Source organism: Caballeronia sp. INML2 (assembly GCF_023631365.1).
In the GTDB taxonomy this organism is placed as follows: Bacteria; Pseudomonadota; Gammaproteobacteria; order Burkholderiales; family Burkholderiaceae; genus Caballeronia; species Caballeronia turbans.
The window spans coordinates 1-17211 of the sequence record NZ_JALQDH010000079.1; the positions used below are offsets into that span (position 1 = coordinate 1).

Here is a 17211-nt window from a genome sequence, read left to right on the forward strand (position 1 = left end):
GGAAGCGCGACTGAAATGTTCTGCGCACGAAGGACCGCTGTCTGGTGCGGAGCCGACACTTGATTCCCGGTGAAGGGGCGGACTTGACGTCCGGAGATGGCCGAACTGAGCCGGATGGCTCGCCCTCCCTTCGCCGCGCTCCGACCACGAGTCTCCGCCTCGCTCTCTACCTCGCCTTCGCGATGCAGGATGCCGGCTGGTATCTGCGGCAGGACATTGTGTGGCACAAGCAAGACCCTAGCGCGAGAGGGTGCCCGATCGCTACAGGAAGGCGCATGAATACCTCTTCTTGCTCACGAAGCGCGAACGCTATCACTACGATGCTGAGGCAATCGCTCAGTCGTTGTCGGAGGCGGGTATTGAGCGCCTCTCGCAGCCGAATATCGAAGATCGAGCAGGCAATGACCGATTGCCCGGCAAGACGAGCGGCAGCATGAAAGCCGTTGGCCCGCGCTTCGGCGGCAACAAGTACGGCGACGACGATCGCGAAGAGTCCCGGACGAAAAGCGGCAACGAGTGGAAAGGCGAAAGCGGCCGAGCGAACAAGCGCTCCGCCTGGACGGTAGCGACGACGCCGTATAAAGGCGCGCACTTCGCAACGTTCCCTGAAGCACTCGTCGAGCCATGCACCCTGGCAGGATCCCGCGCCAGCGATGTCGTGTTCGATCCGTCCTTCGGCAGCGGCACGACGGACGAGGTTGCACAGCGCCTCGGCCGCCGCTTCATCGGATGGGAACTGGATCCGGAATACGAGCAGCTTCAGCGCGATCGCTTGCGGCAGCCTGGCCTGATGCTCGAGCACGCATGACACGCACCATCATTACCTTCCGCGCGCTCCTTCGACAAACTGAGACGTTCGACGCCACGCACTAGCTGCGGCTATTCAACGAGACAGACGCCTGACTTGGCTTTCAATGGAAGGCACGTCGGTCAAATCGTCACCGCTCATGCCTAGCGCCCAACGCAGATCACGAACGAACTCGACGCAGGTGGTTTCCCACTCGGGCGTGTCAACCGCAAAGTCCCGGGGATTCCTTTTCCCACGGGCCCGACGGATAGCTTCGATGCTCGCCGCCAGAGAACGCGCTTCCGCGCCGAGCGGATCGTCGTTACCCAGTCGTTGAAATGGTTCGTTATTCATTCCCGGGTTTTCGGCAAAGACCTCACAAACTTTACGGGTAGCTTGAAACGAGCTTTTACTCCCAGATAACAGGTGCCCGAATGACTGGAACGAGGGCACCCGGATTCATGCGCGCGAAAATCCGTACGACGCGTAGGAGCACAGCGCCCATCGCATCCTCGTTCGTGTTGCCCGCGGCGAGCGCTAATTCTGCCAAGGCCGCGTAGGTAATGGTCCCGGACTGCACTCGACCACCAACGCGGACGGCAATCCGCACCCAGTCGCCGTTTGTTCGCTCGTTGACTAACCAAGCCTCCGTTATGAAATTAGGTTCCATCGCGCCCGCTCTTCGTAACGACATTTCGAAAGAGCAAGCGCCGTGTGCGTCAACCGCAAGAGAGAGGGCCGACTACTCCCACCATCGACGCCGCCATTGCCGATTACGATCTCCGTGACCCTGCGGCGCTTAACGAGACGACTCGGTCGCGTACAGAAGGACTATCCATGACCATTCAAACTCACAATCGCTCATCCGCACCGCGGTCCGTGTCGAACGGCATGCGATGCCGGCTTCGCCACCCGACAGCTGACCTTGCCCTAGCTCGAGAAAGCGCAGGCGTCCGCTAAAGCGTCTCCTCATATTGGCAGTTAACGAGCAGTTCCGCCACGCTCGTCGTATTCGGCAACTCGATGGTATTCACCACCAGAAGCGCCAGGTCTTGCGGCTGCGTCATCGCCATCGGTTCGATATCGGCGATGCCGGCGGCCATGTCAGTATTCACGAAGCCCGGGCACACCGCGGTCGCGCGCACACCATCATCCCAGCCCGCGCGGCGCACGGCATGAGTGAGCGCCACCATCGCGTGCTTCGACATTTGATAACCGACGTTCAGGTTCTTCACGCGTTTGCCGGAGAGCGACGCAAGCTGCACGAAGCGTCCGGCTCCCGCGCGGCGCAAATGCGGCAGCGCCGCCTGCACGAGCCGGAAAGGCGCGTTCACATTGATCTCGAAGGTCTCATTTAGGTGCGCATCAGTGCCGGTATCGAAGTCGATCATGCGGCAGATGCCCGCGTTGCTCACCAGCACGTTGATGCCGCCGAAGCGCGCAATCGTCGCATCCACCCAGGCGCGGGCGGCTTCGGGATCGCGCGCCTCGTAGGGATGGAGGAACGCGTCCGGCACGCCATCGTAGGCTTGCGTATCGCGCAGGCCGAGCGACAGCCTGTAACCGCGCCTCGCCAGTTCCAGAGCAATCTCACGTCCGATGCCGCGGCTCGCGCCCGACACCATCGCCACCTTGTCCAGATGTAACTCCATGCTGTCGGTTCTCGCGTATCAAAAGCCCGCGTCGATGGTGATCTTCGATCCGTCGCTGAAGCGCTCGAGACGGAATGCGTGTGGATCGACGAGCGGTGCGTCGCCGTTGACGAGGTCCGCCATCAGCCTGCCCGCGCCCGGCCCGATACCGAAGCCGTGTCCCGAGAATCCGGTGCCGATGAACATGCCCGGCACGCGCGCCACTCCGGAGATGACGGGAATCGCGTCCGGCGTCACGTCGATATAACCAGCCCACCGCTGTGCAATGCGCGCACCCGACAACTGCGGAAACGCTTCGGTAAAGGCCTTTAGACCCTTGTCAACGTAAGGCACCACCGGGTCCGGATCGAGCGTGCGAACGTGCTCGAAAACCGTGGATTCGTTGAGCGCCCAGCGGCGCGGCCGCTTCAGTTCGTCGAAGAAACGCTTGCCGATCTGAATCTGCAGCGCGCCCATCTGGCTCTTCAATGCTTCGATGTATTTGAAGAAGAGGCGGAACGAATCCGGCGTCAGATCGGCGTGCGTGCGCAAGCCATACGCGACCGTGTAGCCGCCATCCGCACGCTTGCGAAACGCGAATTCCTCGTTATTGGCGCTGCACGTGGGACCGCCTTCGAGCGGTTCGGTGCGCAGCACGGATGCACGCGTGAGCAACTGCGGCAGATCCACGCCGAGATTGCCGCAGAAATAGCGCGTCCATGCGCCGCCCGCCACGACGACCGCATTGCAGCGGATCGTCCCGTGCTCGGTGACGACCGCGCTCGCGCGGCCGCCGCTCGTCTCAATGCCTCGCACCGCGCAGGGCGTGAGAATGCTGACGCCTTTGCGTCGCAGCGCGTTGGCGATGGCGGGCGCGGCCTTTTGCGGTTCGGCGCGCGCATCGCCCGGCGTGAAGATGCCGCCCTTGTACGTCTGCGTCGCGCCGGGCAGCAGGCGTGCGACGTCATGCGTGTCCACTTCGCGCGTGTCGAAGGCATCGTCGCCGGCTATCTCGCGACCGCGCTTCAACCAGTCACGGTGACGTTCGAGCACGGCATCATCGTTCGATACGTACAGGATGCCGCACGGGTTGAAGCCCGTGTCGATGCCAAGCGTTCTGTCGAGCGTGCGCCAGATCTTGAGGCTTTCGATGCTGAGCAGAAGTTCGCGGGGATCGCGCCTCGTCACACGCACCCAGCCCCAGTTGCGGCTCGACTGCTCGCCCGCGATGTGCCCCTTCTCGCAAAGCGCGACGGACAGCCCTTTTTCGTGGAGCGAAAGCGCCGTTGATACGCCGATGATGCCGCCGCCGATCACAACGACATCGGCGCGTTCGGGCAGCGTGATATCGTCGGCGACGGTGTCGACTTTAGGACCCATGGTTTCTTGTGTCGAAGTGAGAGTTACGGACGACGCTCGGCCACGGCCGCCGCCTGCGATTGCAGCGCTTCCTCGGCGCGCACGTTGCGCGCGGCGCGCGATGCCTTTTGCTGGCGCGTTGCGGGATTGATGAAGCGATTGGTCCAGCGGTCCAGATGATTGATTGCGTGCGTGAGCGGCACGGTGATGAGCAGATACACGGCGCCTGCCGCGACGAGCGGCGACAGGTTGGCCGTATTGACCGCCGCGTTTTGCCCGATAGTGAACAGATCGCGCTGCGAAGTGAGCAGCCCGAGGAAGTACACGAGGCTCGAGTCCTTGACGATGGAGATGAACTGATTGGCAAGCGCGGGCAGAATGCGCCGCACGCCCTGCGGCACGATCACATGACGCATGCCGCTCCAGTACGTCATGCCGAGCGCCTGGCACGCCGACATCTGTCCGCGTCCGACGCTCTGAATGCCGGAGCGGAAAATCTCCGCGATATACGCCGAGGACACCAGCGCCAGCGCAACGATCGCAAGCGGATACGGATTCGGCCCGAACAGCGAGAGTCCGACGGGCGCCAGCCCTTGCCCGACCACGAGGATGACCAGCGCGGCGGGCAGCCCGCGAAAGACATCCACGAAGACGCGCACGGGCCACGTCAGCCAGCGCGTATGTGATACGGCGCAGAGCGCTAGCGCCATGCCTGCCACGATGCCGAGCGCAGTCGAGATTACCGACAGGATCAGCGTGTTGACGAGACCCGTGCCGATCAGCGTCGGCAGCGACTCGACGAGCAGCGGCCAATCCAGGAAGTTCTGCAGAAATGCATTCATGAGGACTCTCTCCATGCGCTTAACGCTTCGCGAAGAAGCAACGATGGCGGACGGTTACTTCATGGCATACGGCGGCATCGGGTCAGGCTTCGGATAGCCGGGATTGAACTGCTGATATAGCTTGAGCCATGTGCCGTCCGCCACCAGTTCGCCGATGGCCTTGTTGACCGCCGCTTCGAGCTTCACGTTGCCCTTGCGGATAGGGAAACCGGCGGGGAGATTCGAAGCCGAGATATCGAGCTTGTCGGCCAACTTCAGGTCCGGATACTTCCCTTGCAGGCCTTCAAGCAAGGTTTTGTCGATGAAGTAGCCGGCGATATACTTGTTGCGCAGCGCAAGAAAGCCCGCGTTGATATTCGGAAAGCGGACGATCTGCGCGCCCGGCAGATAGCTCTGCGAATACGTGTCTTCGATCGTCCCCTGCACCACCCCGATGCGCTTGTCCTTCACCGATGCCACGTCCGCGCCGATCGTGCTGTCCGGCAGCGTGCCGACGCTCAGAAGACCCGTCAGATAGCCTTCCGAGAAATCGACCATCTTGAGGCGCTCCTTGGTGATCGAGATCGAGCCCGCAGCTAGATCGACCTGCTGATTCGCCACGCTCGGTAAGAGACCCGCGAAGTCCTGCGCGCGGAAATCGGCCGTGAGCCCCAGCTTCGCGGCGATGGCGCGCACCAGTTCCACGTCGAAGCCCGTCATCTTGCCGTTGTCGATGTACGAGTACGGCTTGTTGTTCGCATCGACACCCGCGACGATCTTGCCCGGCGTCAATGTGCCGACATCATCGGCGGCGTGGGCGGCAGTCGTCGCGCCGACCAGGAACGATGCGGCCAGGGCGAAGTGGCGTGCGAGGCGAAGTAATCGCATGGTGAGGCTCCCTTGGATTGGACAGCGGTTGGTTCAATGCAGGATGCGCGAGAGGAAGTCTCGCGCGCGTTCGGAGCGCGGGCGCTCGAAGAAGGCTTCGCGCGTATCGTCTTCCACGATGACGCCGCGGTCCATGAACAACACGCGGTCGGCCACGCGTTTCGCGAAGCCCATCTCGTGCGTGACGCACAGCATGGTCATGCCGTCCTGCGCGAGCGTGGTCATCACATCGAGCACTTCGTTCACCATCTCGGGATCGAGCGCGGAAGTGGGCTCGTCGAACAGCATGGCGACGGGGTCCATCGAAAGCGCTCGCGCGATCGCCACGCGCTGCTGCTGGCCGCCCGACAATTGCGCCGGATATTTGTCCTCGTGACCGGTCAGGCCCACGCGGCGCAACAGCGAGCGTGCGCGCTCAGCGGCTTCGTCGCGGGCGCGGCCGAGCACGTTCATCTGCGCGAGCATCAGGTTGCGCTGCACCGAAAGATGAGGAAAGAGTTCGAAATGCTGAAACACCATGCCGACGCGCGCCCGTAGCCGCGATAAATTCGCGCGCTCCGCCGTCACGTCGATTCCGTCCACGACGATCTGGCCGCTCTGCACCGTTTCCAGCCCGTTCACGGACTTGATGAGCGTGGACTTGCCGGAGCCGGACGGTCCGCAAATCACGACCACTTCACCGCGCGCAACGTTCGCCGTGCAGTCGTTCAATACGCGATTGCCGCCATACCATTTCGAAACCTTGCTCAACTCGATCATTGGGAATCCTTTAGATACCTCGGCATCCTTATTGATTCGGTTTGTCTTCGCTTCAAGAAAGCGCTGCTCGCACGCGGCCGTGCCACATATCGCCGATCCGGTACAGCGCACTGCCGACGGGCACCGCGAACGTGCTGGCCATTCCCGCACCTGCGAGAGGAAAACCGCCCTCGCCGAACGCACCGACATCCTGCTCGACGCCGACCATATGTTTGCCGATGCGATGCCCGAGATAGCTCATCAGCGCGACGCCATTGCCGTTGCAGCCGAGCGCATAGTGCACGCCGTCGTGCTGGCCGATGTGCGCGAGCCTGTCCCCGGTCATCGCGACGAAGCCCTTCCACGCATGCGTGACGCGTACATCACGCAGCGCTGGCCACAATTGCACGAGCTTCGCGTACAGCCGACGCGCGGCCTCGCGTTCGTCGATCTCGCGGATGGCGGGCCGCGACCCGAAGATCATGCGCGTGCCGTCCGGCGACGGGCGCGTGTAGAAGAGATTGCGCTTCGAATCGCTGATCATGCGGCGGCCCGGATTGAGCACGTTCATGAGACCTTCGGGCAGCGGCTCGGTGGCGATCTGATAACTCGCGACCGGCAACACGCGGCGCGAAAAGAACGGCAGCAGCGGACCGGTATAGCCGTTGGTGGCTACCAGGACCTGCCGCGCATCGAACGCGCCGCGCGCGGTGTGCACGCGAAAGCGTGCATTTCCCGTGCGTTCGATCCGCTGCACCGCTGCGTGCGAGTGCAGCGTCGCGCCGCGCCGACGTGCGAGACCGCGCAGCGCTCGATGATATTTGGCGGTATGCAGCCCGCCGTATTCGTCGACGAGAATACCGCCGTAGTAATAGTCGGAACCGATGACGCCGCGCTGCGCATCGCGCTCGATCACATGCACCGTGACGCAGGTCTTGTCGCGCAACAACTGGCCTTGGCGACGCAGGACGTGGAAATGCGCGGGCGTATAGGCGCCGAAGAAGCGGCCGGTGATACTTAGGTCTGCGTCGAGCGATTCGTCGGCGATGATGCCTTTGAGATAGTCGAAGCTGGCCATCGACTCCTGCATCAGACGCGTGAGACGTTCGGCGGACGCGCCGCGAATGGCGTTGGTCAGCGCGAGCTTCTGGCCGCTAGAAACCATGCCCCCGCTGCGCGTGCTGCCGCCCGCGCCGATCTCGGCGGCATCCAGCACCGCGACGCGCGCGCCATGCTTCGCGGCCTCCGCCGCCGCCGATAGCCCGCAATATCCGCTGCCGACAATCGCCAGGTCCACGTTCGCCGGCAATGGCTCGGGCGCGGCCTCGGGCGGTGCCGCATCCCACCAGTACGGGGTGCAGCGGAAGGTTTCGTGAAACAGCAACGCATCGGGACGCATGGACTCAACCCTGTTCGCTTGATTCGAGCCCAGTGTCGTCCTCGCAAATCATCCGGTCAAATAGCGCCAAAAACGGCTTCCATTCATTTCTGATATGGCAAGCTGACGGCTTCGGCCGGTGTCTCCACGGCCCACGCCCGGGGAAAGCGATGAATCTCAGGCAGGTCGAGGCGTTTCGGCTGGTCATGCTACGCGGTTCGATGACGGCCGCCGCCGAAGAACTCGGCACATCGCAACCGAGCATCAGCCGGTTGATCGCGGAACTGGAAGCCACGACGGGATTGACGCTGTTCGTGCGCAATGGCGGACGCATTCACGCCACCGATGCAGGCAGCGCGTTCTATCGCGAGGTGGATCGCAGCTTCGTCGGCCTCGAGAAGCTGCAGCATTCGGCGCGCGAGATTCTCGAGCTCGGCAGTGGACGGCTACGCGTCGTGGCGGCGCCGGTGCTCGCACTGTCATTTCTGCCGGCCGTGATCGCGCGCTTCGGGGACGCCCATCCGCGCGTCGCGGTATCGCTCGAAATGCGCAGCGAGAGCACTATCCAGCGTTGGGTGTCGTCGGGACACTGCGACGTGGGCTTCGCGACCACCACACCAGATGCGTTCGGCGTGACGAGCGTGGAACTCTATGAGCTGGCCGGGCTATGCGCGTTGCCCGCGCGCCATGCGCTTGCTGCGCGCACTCAGATTCGCGCGGCCGACTTGCGTGGCGAGCGGCTCATCCTGCCCTCCTATGCTGACGATACGCGCGCCGCGCTCGACCGCGCGCTGCGTCCGGCGGGGGTGGACCAGGTGCCTGCCATCGAGACGCCGTATGGCGCGACCATCTGCGCGCTCGTGACGCGCGGCGCGGGCGTGGGCATCGTCAATCCGCTCGCGACGGTGGGTACCGATCCGGCGCGCATCGTGTTCCGGCCGTTCGCGCCGGAGATATGGTTTCGCGGCTTCACCCTTTATCCGCAGACGCCGCGAGGCAGTCCGGTGGCCGGCGAATTTCTCGAACTCGTCCATGAAGAGATGGCCGCGTTTAAGCCGGGCGCGCATACGGTGAGATAAGTCAGTCGTTTTCGCCGGTTGCGTAGGCCACACATGAGGAGCACTCTTCAAAGCTGGGTCGTATTACAAAAACACGGCGACACCTATCTCCGCACCCTTCTCGTTCGGGGAGCGCGAGCGGTGATGCGCTTCGTCGGGCGGCGAGATGACCGGCACAATCTTGCTCATAGGCGGGAGTCCATGTATGCATATAAAGCTGCAACCTATCCTGTCAAATAACAGGTTTTGGTAGCAATATCGATGCTGCCAGGCTATGGATCGAGGCTAAATACGGTGCGTCACCGGAGCTGCTTCGCCCCGGTCCACTCAGTTTTGGTTAGGAAAGGCTGGAACGTCCGAGGCAATCATGCTGCCGAATTGATGACAGGCAGCGTCGCGAAGTATGCCTCATCCGGCGTCTGATCCGCCAGGCTCGAATGTGGCCGTTTCCGGTTGTACAGCTGGATGTAGTCGCCGATGGAGCGCCGGGCAAGGCTGACCGACTGCAAGCGGCTCGGCAACTCACCTTGATTTATATGAACGCCCCCGATGCGCCAGGGTTTCTTGTGCTTTTGCAAATGGTTAATTCAGCCCGCATCGACGCGCGCATCTTCGTGGCCATGTCGGAGACATGAAGCAGATAAACGGCAGAAGGCGCAAAACTCCGCGGTTGACGACGTATCAGGTCGGCTTCGAGCGACCTTCAGTTGTCTAGCTGCCGTTATTTGCAAATTGCGCCTGCCATCAGGACGGTCGTTCCGGCGATCAGCACGTCCGGTTCGGCTTCGTGCGCGCATCGGGCGCCACGCAGCGGCTGCCGCGCCCAGTGGAGCTGAATCGGCCGCTTGATCCGACCCATGATCCGGGGGCTGCCAGCACGCTCACCCTCGATGAGACGGTATCCGCCATTGCACGTTCAGCAGATGGTCGCGCATGCGCGCAGCGGCGGTCGCGCCGTCGCGCTCGATCATCGCTTTCACGACAGCCTGATGCTGCTCCGCGAAATGCCGCCGCGTTTCCTGATCAGCGGTTTTTTCGCGCGCGGTCGGCTTCATGCGCATGCCGTTCACGACCTCCATCAGCGCGATGATCGCCGGATTGCGCGTGGCCTGTGCAATGAGCAAATGAAAGCGATGATCCCACTGCTGCCACTCGTCGTCGTCCTTGGCCATGGCGTTGCGCCGTGCGCATTTCTCCAGCTCCGCGAGATCGTCCGGGCTCGCCTTGCTCGTCGCCAGCTCCACGAACGCCGGTTCGAGCACGAGCCGCATCTCCGCGATGTCCGCCGGGCTCGACCCCGCGCGCAGACTGCTGAACGACGCCGAAAACTTCAGCGGACGCGCGCCTAAATACGTGCCGCGCCCGACACCGCGCCAGACTCGCCCCGCCGCTTCCAGCGATGCCAGCGCCCCGCGCAGATCGCGCCGGCTCACGCCGAGCGCCTCGGCGAGGCTGCGCTCCGACGGCAACGCATCGCCATCCTTCAGATTGTGTTGCGCGACATAGTCGAGCAGGCTCTCAAGCGTGGGATTTTCCATGGTCTGCTACATTGAACCAATAAACATTGGTTCAATGTAGCAGATTGCCGGCGGCACCGCGATGGATTGCTTTACTTTTTCTGTTCGCATACCCTACGCGAACAGCTTTCGATTTCACACGAAGTCGTAGGCATCGATGCAGTCTGGACCAATAACCAATGGTTCGAGATAGGGACAACAGTAATGAGTTTCACGACACGACCCGAACTGATCGGCACTTTCGGCATGGTGGCGTCGACGCACTGGCTAGCCAGCGCGTCCGCGATGGCGGTCCTCGAAAAAGGCGGCAACGCGTTCGACGCGGCCGCGGCCGCCGGCTTCGTGCTGCAGATCGTCGAGCCACATCTGAACGGGCCCGGTGGCGAGTTGCCCGCCGTGTTTTACAGCGCGAAGGACGACCGCGTGCGCGTGCTGTGCGGCCAGGGCGTGACGCCCGCTGCCATGACCATCGATCGCATGAAGGACCTGGGCCTCACGGTGATGCCAGGCACCGGTTTGTTGCCCGCCGTCGTGCCGGGCGCATTCGGCGGCTGGATGACTTTGCTGCGCGACTACGGGCAGTTGCCGCTGGAAGACGTGCTGAGCTATGCCATCGGCTATGCGGAGCACGGCTATCCCGTGCTGCCGCGCATGGCGTCGTCGATTCTCGCGATTCAGGATTTCTTCAAGCGCGAATGGCGCACGTCCGCCGAGCAATGGCTGCGCGACGGCGAAGCGCCGCGTCCCAATCATCTTTTCGCAAATCCGGCCATTGCGGAAACCTACAAGCGCATTCTGCGCGAGGCGAAAACGCGCGGCGACCGCGCGGAGCAGTGCGAACGCGCGCGCCTTGCCTTCTACCGCGGTTTCGTCGCGGACGCGATCGATCAGTACTTTCGCTCGACGGACGTGCTGGATACATCGGGCCAGCGCAATCGCGGCCTGCTGGATGCATCGGATCTCGCGAGCTGGGAAGCGACGTACGAAGACGCCGTCTCGTACGAATACGAAGGCTTCATGGTCCACAAGACGGGACCTTGGGGCCAGGGTCCGATGTTTCTGCAGCAGCTCGCCTTGCTGAAGGGCTTCGATCTCGCGAGCATGGGCCCGCTGGGGCCCGACTTCGTCCACACGGTCATTGAATGCGCGAAGCTCGCGTTCGCCGACCGGGACGTCTTCTACGGCGACCCGAATTTCTCCGACGTGCCGATGGACACGCTTCTGAGCGACGCCTACAACGACGCGCGCCGCCAGCAGATCGACCCGCGTCGCGCATCATTCGAGTTCCGTCCGGGCAATCTGCTCGACAGCGCGGCGCGCGCCGCAAAAATCCTGGCCAACGCGGGCCGCCAGCAACCCGGCGGTTTCGGTCAGGGCGAACCCACTTTCGCGCCACTGCCCGAGTTGCGGGGCGACACGGTACATCTCGATGTCGTCGACCGCTGGGGCAACATGGTATCGGCAACGCCGTCGGGCGGCTGGTTGCAGGCATCGCCTGCGGTGCCCGGACTGGGCTTCAATGTGACGACGCGCGGCCAGATGTTCTGGATGGAAGAAGGACTGCCCTCGTCGCTCGGGCCGGGACGCCGTCCGCGCACGACGCTCTCGCCGACGCTCGTCACGCGCGACGGCAAGCCGTATGCCGCGCTCGGCACACCGGGCGGCGATCAGCAGGATCAATGGTCGCTGCAACTGCTGTTACGGCACGTGCACTTCGGCCTGAACCTGCAAGCCGCCGTGGATTCGCCCTCATTCCAGACCACACACTTCCCCGGCTCGTTCTATCCGCGCGACATTCAGCTCGGCAAGATGTCGGCGGAAGGCACCTTTGCGCAAGCTACGCTCGATGAACTGCGCGCGCGCGGCCACGAACTCACGGTCGCCGAACCCTGGTCGCTCGGGCGCGTGTGCGCCGTGGGGATCCGTCATGGCCTGATGCGCGGAGCCGCCACGCCGCGGCAGATGCAGGCTTACGCCATCGGGCGCTGACGCAGCATCCATCGGAGAACATCGATCATGTCCGCTGTCGCCGCCCGCCTCGAACGGCTGCCGCTATCCGGCTTTCATCGCAAGCTGCTGATCATCGGGGGACTCGGCTATATGTTCGACGGCCTCGATTCGTCGTCGCTCGCCTTCCTGCTTCCGGTCGTCAGCAAGCTGTGGAGCCTGACGAGCGCGCAGACCGGGCTCGTCGCGAGCAGCACGTATATCGGCTATTTCTTCGGCGCGTTCCTGTCGGGCGTGCTCGCGGACATCATCGGCCGGCGCCGCATCATGATGAGCGCGCTCGCGATCTATTGCGTCGCGTCGCTTGCGAGCGCCACCGCCAACGACTGGCACACGTTCTTTGTGTTGCGCATCGTCGCGGGTTTCGGTTCAGGTGCCGAAACCGTCGTGATCGCGCCGTTTCTCGCCGAATTCGTGCCGCGCCGTTATCGCGGCATGTTTTGCGGCGCGTTGGTGGGCTTCATGTCGTTCGGATATCTGAGCTCGTCGATTCTCGGCTATACCGTCGTGCGCAATTTTCCGGACGGCTGGCGCTATCTCGCGGTCATTACAGCCCTGCCCGTCGTCATGCTCCTGTGGTGGCGGCGCACGCTGCCCGAATCGCCGCGCTGGATGGAAAGCCAGGGCCGCGTCGCCGAGGCCGGCAGCATCGTCGACGACATCGAGGCGTGGTATGCGCAACGCGGCATCGCGCTCGCACCGCTGTTTGTCGTGGGCGCGATTCCGGCCGCCGCAAAGGGCAGCGGAAGCGCCTGGCAAAACGTGAAGACGCTGTGGTCCAAGCGCCTCGCGGGCACGACAGCCGTGAGCTGGCTGATGTGGTTCGCCGTCGCCTTCGCGTACTACTCGTTCTTCTCATGGATCCCGAGCCTGCTCGTCAAGGAAGGGCTCACGATCACGAAGAGCTTCGGCTTCTCCATTGCCATCTACGGCGCGCAGATTCCGGGCTATTTCTCGGCGGCGTGGCTCAACGAGAAGATCGGGCGCAAGGGCGTGGTGGCCTCGTACATGACGCTCGGCGGCATCGCGGCGATCATGCTGTCGCTGTCGCATACCGGCATGCAGATCATGGCGGCGGGCATCTGCCTGTCGTTCTTCATGAACGGCGCATTCGCGGGCGTCTACGCGTACACGCCGGAAATTTTCCCGACCGCGGTGCGCACGACAGGCACGGGATCGTCGTCCTCGTTCGGGCGCATCGGCTCGGTGAGCGCTCCGATTCTCGTCGGCATCGTGTATCCGTCGTTCGGCTTCTTCGGTGTTTTCGCGATGACGACCGCCGTGCTGCTTGCGGGCGCGTGCGTCGTGTTCTTCCTCGGCATCGAGACGCGCAATCGCTCGCTCGAAGACATCGAAATCAACGGCGCGATCGAGGACGATGCGCGCGACCGTCTTGCCTCCACCAATCTGCGCGGCTGAGCGCCTACACCGATAACGACATCATGCGGGACACAGAAGCAGATACGACGCGCCCACTGACACTGAACGACCTGCAACGGCTCGCACGCGCGATGCGCGAGCCCACCCAGCCCGCGACGCTCTTCGACGCGCTCGCCGCAGTCGCCGCCGAGACGATCGGCTTCCGGCTTTTCACCATCATGGCTTACGACGCGCGCAATCACGAGGTGGAGCGCGTCTTCACCAACATGCCCGAGGTCTATCCGGCCGGGGGCCGCAAGAAGAAGCGCGGCACCGCGTGGGCGACGCAAATCCTCCATGATTTGCGGCCGTTCCGCGGCGAGACCGCACACGACATCCGCCGCGCGTTCGACGACCACATGACAATGGCGAACATGGGCCTGGGCTCGATCCTCAACATCCCGATCGCCTATGACGGCGAATGCATCGGCACGATGAATCTCACGCACGTCGAGCACTGGTACAAGCGCGAGCACGAAGACACGGGCGTGCTGCTCGGCTCGTTTCTCGCGCCCGCGCTCGTCTCCCGCATGCCAATATACGCCGACGAGGCACCGCGCCCATGAATCGCGCCTCTCCTGAAACCGGGCGCTGGCTGATGGTGTTCGCGCTCGGCTATCTCGCACTGCTCGTCGACGGCGCCGACGTCATGATGTACGGCCTCACGCTCACGCGCATCAAAAGCGAATTCGGCCTCACCAACGTCGAGGCCGGCGCCCTGGGTAGCCTCACGCTCGTCGGGATGGCGGTGGGCGGCAGTCTCGGCGGATGGGCGAGCGATGCGCTCGGGCGCGTGCGAGTGGTGGTGTGGGCGCTCGCGCTCTTCTCGCTCGGCGCGGGCCTGCTCGGACTCACGCATACGTTCGCGCAGTTCGCCCTCGTGCGCTTCATCAGTTCGCTCGGAATCGGCTGCATGGTCCTCGTGAGCACGCTCGTCGCCGAATACGTACCGACCGAGCGGCGCTCGCTGATTCTCGGTATGTTGCAGACGGGCGTATCGGCGGGCTATATCGTCGTGATCTCGCTCGCCAACTGGATCTTGCCGCTCTACGGCTGGCGCATGCTCTTTTACGTCGCGACGATTCCCGTCGTGCTGGCGCTGGCGATTCACTTGTTCGTGCCCGAACCGCCCGGCTGGCGCGCAAGCGTGGCGATGCGGCAAAGCGCCCCGCGCGTGCGTCGCGCATGGCGCGAAAACCGCTATTACCTGATCTTCTCGGATCGCGAGGCACGCAAGATGTTCATTCTGTGGGCGCTCGCCTCCGTGTTTGCGCTTTCGGGCTTCTACGGGCTGAACAACTGGCTGCCGACCTATCTGGAGAAAGAACTGCACGTGCGCTTCGGCTCGATGGCGGGCTATATGATCGGCACGTACGTCGTCGCATTCGTGGGCAAGATCGTCGCGGGCTGGGTCGGCGATCTGTGGAGCCGGCGCGGCGTGTATGTGCTCGGCTGCATTGGCGCGGCCTTGTTTCTGCCGGTCATCGTCTTTCTTCACACACGCGAGAATATCGTCTGGCTAATGCTGTTTTTCGGCTTTCTCTACGGCGTGCCACTGGGAACGATGGGTGCGTTCATGTCCGAGAGCTTCGCCACGCGCATTCGCGGCACGGCCGTCGGCGGTTCATATAACGTGGGTCGCTTCTGCTCCGGTGCGGCGCCGGTCGTGATCGGCTATATCGCCACGCAATTTTCGTTCGGTGTGAGCTTTCTGCTGGTCAGCGCAGTGTTCTTCCTGAGCGGCATCTGCGCGTTTTTCATTCCCGACCGCCTCTATGACACGAGCGCACCGGAACCGGGAGATCCCGGCCCAGCGACGCCCGCGCGCAACGCGAATTCCGATCAAGGCGCAGCGCAAGCGTTGACGCCGCGTTGATGTTCCCGTTTCGGGCATGCGATACCGGAACGTCGTGAAGCCGTCGCCTGGCCGAGCGCCTTCGCTCATTGCGCATGGAAATTTCGGCGGCGTCCTGGGAACAGAATACAAGCGACTCACTACTTGCGCGCGGGACTCTTCGAGACGGCATGAGGCTGCCATCGGCTGGCACCTTCCTTGCATAGGCGTCCATTGCGGGCAACGGTACCCGCTTGAAACTATGGAGAAGCGCCATGCAGATCCTTATCCTGGACGACGATCAAGATTTCGCGAACGGGCTCGCGGCACTTATCGCACGGATGGGCCATGGCGTAGCGATCGCACACAACTGCGCCGCAGCTCGCACGTTCGCTCATGATCGCGACTTCGACGTCATTCTTGCCGATGTTGACCTTCCGGACGGTGATGGAAGACACGTTTGCGACGGGTTGAGGGCCGAGGGCGCTTCGCAGGGAGCGTACATGATTGCCGTGACGGGCAAGACCGATCTCGGCGATGACGACTTTCCCTCGTTCGATGGTTATGTACGCAAGCCGGTCACCTACGACTTGCTCGAGCGCGTGCTCGAGGAATGGCGGCTTGCTGCCGGCCTTGACCGCGTGACGACCGCCCCTGAACCCTCCAAAGTCGTCGAAGCGCGATAGCGCGCGCTCCGCAAATCGCAACGGGCTTCGCAGCGGCAACAACCGGGGATAGAAGCATTTGCTTGCGATCAGGCCCGGCGCTGCCGGGCATGAGATAGCAACGCGCCGAGAACCCTCTACGCGCAGCAACAGGGATGGTTCTAGTTCTCGCGCCCCTCTCTAGTCTGGTGTGCACTGCCGGATTGCGAAGAGCCGAGATCTGCCAGGACGTCCGGTCGACCGAATAGGTCTTGTCATTAGTTTCATATTTCGACTATTATCGAATCATGGAAACGAATGAAACCATTGCCGCGCTGGCGGCGCTCGCGCATGAGTCGCGGCTCGCAGTCTTTCGCGCCCTGGTACAGGCGGGCCCCGAAGGCATGCCCGCAGGCCAGATCGCCACGCTGCTGGATGTCGCGCCGTCGTCGCTGTCCTTCCACCTGAAGGAACTGTCTCGCGCGCAGCTCGTCACCAGCCGTCAGGAAGGCCGGTTCATCTACTACTGCGCCAACTTCGAAACGATGAACGGCCTGCTGGCCTATCTCACCGAGAACTGCTGTGGCGGCAACCCCTGTTCGCCAGCATCGGCATGTTCTCCCTCTCGGGAGAAGCAGTCATGAAGCGCTTTCATGTGCACGTCGCCGTCACCGATCTCACAGCGAGCATCCGTTTCTACTCGGCGTTGTTCGCGGCTGAACCGACGGTCATCAAGAGCGATTACGCGAAGTGGATGCTCGACGACCCGCGCGTCAATTTCGCGATCTCGCAACGCGAAGCCACGCCGGGCGTTGACCATCTGGGCGTGCAGGTCGAAAACGAGGCCGAACTGGCCGAGATGCACGATCGACTCCAAGGCGCCGCGTTGCCGGTCGACACCCAGACGGATACCGTCTGCTGCTATGCCAACTCGAACAAGTACTGGACCGTCGATCCGCAAGGCATCGCATGGGAGTCGTATCACACGCTGAACGACATTCCGGTATTCGGCGAGTCACGCAATTCGCCGAAAGGTGCACCTGCTTCTGAAGTCGCAGCGTGCTGCGCTCCGACGTCGGGCAAGTCGGTCGGTGTTCCGGTCAAATCCTCGTCATGCTGCTGAGTCCGAC

17 protein-coding genes and 2 pseudogenes are annotated in these 17211 nt (G+C 63.1%); 10 read left to right on the forward strand and 9 right to left on the reverse strand.

The features are described 5' to 3' along the window. Positions 1-170: 170 nt before the first annotated feature. Positions 171-808, forward strand: a pseudogene (locus NCT32_RS26800) (DNA-methyltransferase); the annotation flags it as partial. Between the two features lie 75 nt (positions 809-883). Here the strand turns inward: NCT32_RS26800 and NCT32_RS26805 are convergent. The 7 genes from NCT32_RS26805 to NCT32_RS26835 form a co-directional block, all read right to left on the reverse strand. Then, entirely contained in the window at positions 884-1141 is a 258-nt protein-coding gene (locus NCT32_RS26805) for a hypothetical protein (RefSeq protein WP_143756346.1), read from the reverse strand. A 602-nt stretch (positions 1142-1743) separates the two neighbouring features. After that, the gene (locus NCT32_RS26810; protein WP_250490638.1) at positions 1744-2439 is read right to left on the reverse strand and encodes an SDR family NAD(P)-dependent oxidoreductase; all 696 of its coding nucleotides are present in this window, start codon (positions 2437-2439) and stop codon (positions 1744-1746) included. Positions 2440-2457: 18 nt separating this feature from the next. Then, positions 2458-3798, reverse strand: coding sequence for an FAD-binding oxidoreductase (locus NCT32_RS26815; RefSeq protein ID WP_061118590.1), 1341 nt, complete (start codon positions 3796-3798; stop codon positions 2458-2460). Between the two features lie 23 nt (positions 3799-3821). Next, entirely contained in the window at positions 3822-4619 is a 798-nt protein-coding gene (locus tag NCT32_RS26820; protein ID WP_061118591.1) for an amino acid ABC transporter permease, read from the reverse strand. Positions 4620-4673: 54 nt separating this feature from the next. After that, the gene (locus NCT32_RS26825) at positions 4674-5486 is read right to left on the reverse strand and encodes an ABC transporter substrate-binding protein (protein WP_061118592.1); all 813 of its coding nucleotides are present in this window, start codon (positions 5484-5486) and stop codon (positions 4674-4676) included. Positions 5487-5519: 33 nt separating this feature from the next. Continuing rightward, the gene (locus NCT32_RS26830) at positions 5520-6245 is read right to left on the reverse strand and encodes an amino acid ABC transporter ATP-binding protein (RefSeq protein ID WP_061118593.1); all 726 of its coding nucleotides are present in this window, start codon (positions 6243-6245) and stop codon (positions 5520-5522) included. A 52-nt stretch (positions 6246-6297) separates the two neighbouring features. Next, the gene (locus NCT32_RS26835) at positions 6298-7623 is read right to left on the reverse strand and encodes an FAD-binding oxidoreductase (protein WP_061118594.1); all 1326 of its coding nucleotides are present in this window, start codon (positions 7621-7623) and stop codon (positions 6298-6300) included. A gap of 149 nt (positions 7624-7772) precedes the next feature. Between NCT32_RS26835 and NCT32_RS26840 the strand changes: the two genes are divergently transcribed. Together NCT32_RS26840 and NCT32_RS37660 are read left to right on the forward strand one after the other, a co-directional pair. Further along, positions 7773-8681, forward strand: a complete 909-nt coding sequence (locus NCT32_RS26840; protein WP_061118595.1) for a LysR substrate-binding domain-containing protein — start codon at positions 7773-7775, stop codon at positions 8679-8681. Positions 8682-8731: 50 nt separating this feature from the next. Then, positions 8732-8834: pseudogene (locus tag NCT32_RS37660) on the forward strand (transposase); the annotation flags it as partial. Positions 8835-9025: 191 nt separating this feature from the next. Here NCT32_RS37660 and NCT32_RS26845 read toward each other — a convergent pair. Beyond that, positions 9026-9238 carry an integrase core domain-containing protein gene (locus NCT32_RS26845; RefSeq protein WP_409241543.1) on the reverse strand — a complete coding sequence of 71 codons (213 nt, stop codon included), beginning with the start codon at positions 9236-9238 and terminating at the stop codon, positions 9026-9028. Positions 9239-9541: 303 nt separating this feature from the next. Then, positions 9542-10198, reverse strand: a complete 657-nt coding sequence (locus NCT32_RS26850; protein WP_061118597.1) for a FadR/GntR family transcriptional regulator — start codon at positions 10196-10198, stop codon at positions 9542-9544. Positions 10199-10381: 183 nt separating this feature from the next. Here NCT32_RS26850 and NCT32_RS26855 point away from each other — a divergent pair, with 183 nt between their 5' ends. The 7 genes from NCT32_RS26855 (at position 10382) to NCT32_RS26885 (ending at position 17204) form a co-directional block, all read left to right on the forward strand. After that, positions 10382-12166, forward strand: a complete 1785-nt coding sequence (locus NCT32_RS26855) for a gamma-glutamyltransferase family protein (RefSeq protein ID WP_061118598.1) — start codon at positions 10382-10384, stop codon at positions 12164-12166. A 27-nt stretch (positions 12167-12193) separates the two neighbouring features. Next, the gene (locus NCT32_RS26860) at positions 12194-13603 is read left to right on the forward strand and encodes an MFS transporter (protein ID WP_061118599.1); all 1410 of its coding nucleotides are present in this window, start codon (positions 12194-12196) and stop codon (positions 13601-13603) included. A gap of 23 nt (positions 13604-13626) precedes the next feature. Further along, the gene (locus NCT32_RS26865; protein WP_061118600.1) at positions 13627-14169 is read left to right on the forward strand and encodes a GAF domain-containing protein; all 543 of its coding nucleotides are present in this window, start codon (positions 13627-13629) and stop codon (positions 14167-14169) included. Then, the gene (locus NCT32_RS26870; protein ID WP_061118601.1) at positions 14166-15479 is read left to right on the forward strand and encodes an MFS transporter; all 1314 of its coding nucleotides are present in this window, start codon (positions 14166-14168) and stop codon (positions 15477-15479) included. The genes NCT32_RS26865 and NCT32_RS26870 overlap by 4 nt, the downstream gene beginning before the upstream one ends. Before the next feature lie 233 nt (positions 15480-15712). After that, entirely contained in the window at positions 15713-16123 is a 411-nt protein-coding gene (locus NCT32_RS26875) for a response regulator (protein WP_086961132.1), read from the forward strand. Between the two features lie 266 nt (positions 16124-16389). Then, positions 16390-16725 carry a helix-turn-helix transcriptional regulator gene (locus NCT32_RS26880; RefSeq protein WP_061118604.1) on the forward strand — a complete coding sequence of 112 codons (336 nt, stop codon included), beginning with the start codon at positions 16390-16392 and terminating at the stop codon, positions 16723-16725. Then, positions 16722-17204, forward strand: a complete 483-nt coding sequence (locus tag NCT32_RS26885) for an ArsI/CadI family heavy metal resistance metalloenzyme (protein WP_061118605.1) — start codon at positions 16722-16724, stop codon at positions 17202-17204. The genes NCT32_RS26880 and NCT32_RS26885 overlap by 4 nt, the downstream gene beginning before the upstream one ends. Positions 17205-17211: the final 7 nt, after the last annotated feature.

Excerpts from the sequence above, each read along its gene's own strand:
- NCT32_RS26865 (WP_061118600.1), top strand. The coding sequence starts at position 13,627 with ATGCGGGACACAGAAGCAGATACGACGCGCCCACTGACACTGAACGAC.
- NCT32_RS26860 (WP_061118599.1), top strand. The coding sequence starts at position 12,194 with ATGTCCGCTGTCGCCGCCCGCCTCGAACGGCTGCCGCTATCCGGCTTT.
- NCT32_RS26805 (WP_143756346.1), bottom strand. The coding sequence starts at position 1,141 with ATGAATAACGAACCATTTCAACGACTGGGTAACGACGATCCGCTCGGC.
- NCT32_RS26855 (WP_061118598.1), top strand. The coding sequence starts at position 10,382 with ATGAGTTTCACGACACGACCCGAACTGATCGGCACTTTCGGCATGGTG.
- NCT32_RS26875 (WP_086961132.1), top strand. The coding sequence starts at position 15,713 with ATGCAGATCCTTATCCTGGACGACGATCAAGATTTCGCGAACGGGCTC.
- NCT32_RS26835 (WP_061118594.1), bottom strand. The coding sequence starts at position 7,623 with ATGCGTCCCGATGCGTTGCTGTTTCACGAAACCTTCCGCTGCACCCCG.
- NCT32_RS26840 (WP_061118595.1), top strand. The coding sequence starts at position 7,773 with ATGAATCTCAGGCAGGTCGAGGCGTTTCGGCTGGTCATGCTACGCGGT.
- NCT32_RS26810 (WP_250490638.1), bottom strand. The coding sequence starts at position 2,439 with ATGGAGTTACATCTGGACAAGGTGGCGATGGTGTCGGGCGCGAGCCGC.
- NCT32_RS26830 (WP_061118593.1), bottom strand. The coding sequence starts at position 6,245 with ATGATCGAGTTGAGCAAGGTTTCGAAATGGTATGGCGGCAATCGCGTA.
- NCT32_RS26825 (WP_061118592.1), bottom strand. The coding sequence starts at position 5,486 with ATGCGATTACTTCGCCTCGCACGCCACTTCGCCCTGGCCGCATCGTTC.
- NCT32_RS26870 (WP_061118601.1), top strand. The coding sequence starts at position 14,166 with ATGAATCGCGCCTCTCCTGAAACCGGGCGCTGGCTGATGGTGTTCGCG.
- NCT32_RS26850 (WP_061118597.1), bottom strand. The coding sequence starts at position 10,198 with ATGGAAAATCCCACGCTTGAGAGCCTGCTCGACTATGTCGCGCAACAC.
- NCT32_RS26820 (WP_061118591.1), bottom strand. The coding sequence starts at position 4,619 with ATGAATGCATTTCTGCAGAACTTCCTGGATTGGCCGCTGCTCGTCGAG.
- NCT32_RS26815 (WP_061118590.1), bottom strand. The coding sequence starts at position 3,798 with ATGGGTCCTAAAGTCGACACCGTCGCCGACGATATCACGCTGCCCGAA.
- NCT32_RS26880 (WP_061118604.1), top strand. The coding sequence starts at position 16,390 with ATGGAAACGAATGAAACCATTGCCGCGCTGGCGGCGCTCGCGCATGAG.
- NCT32_RS26885 (WP_061118605.1), top strand. The coding sequence starts at position 16,722 with ATGAAGCGCTTTCATGTGCACGTCGCCGTCACCGATCTCACAGCGAGC.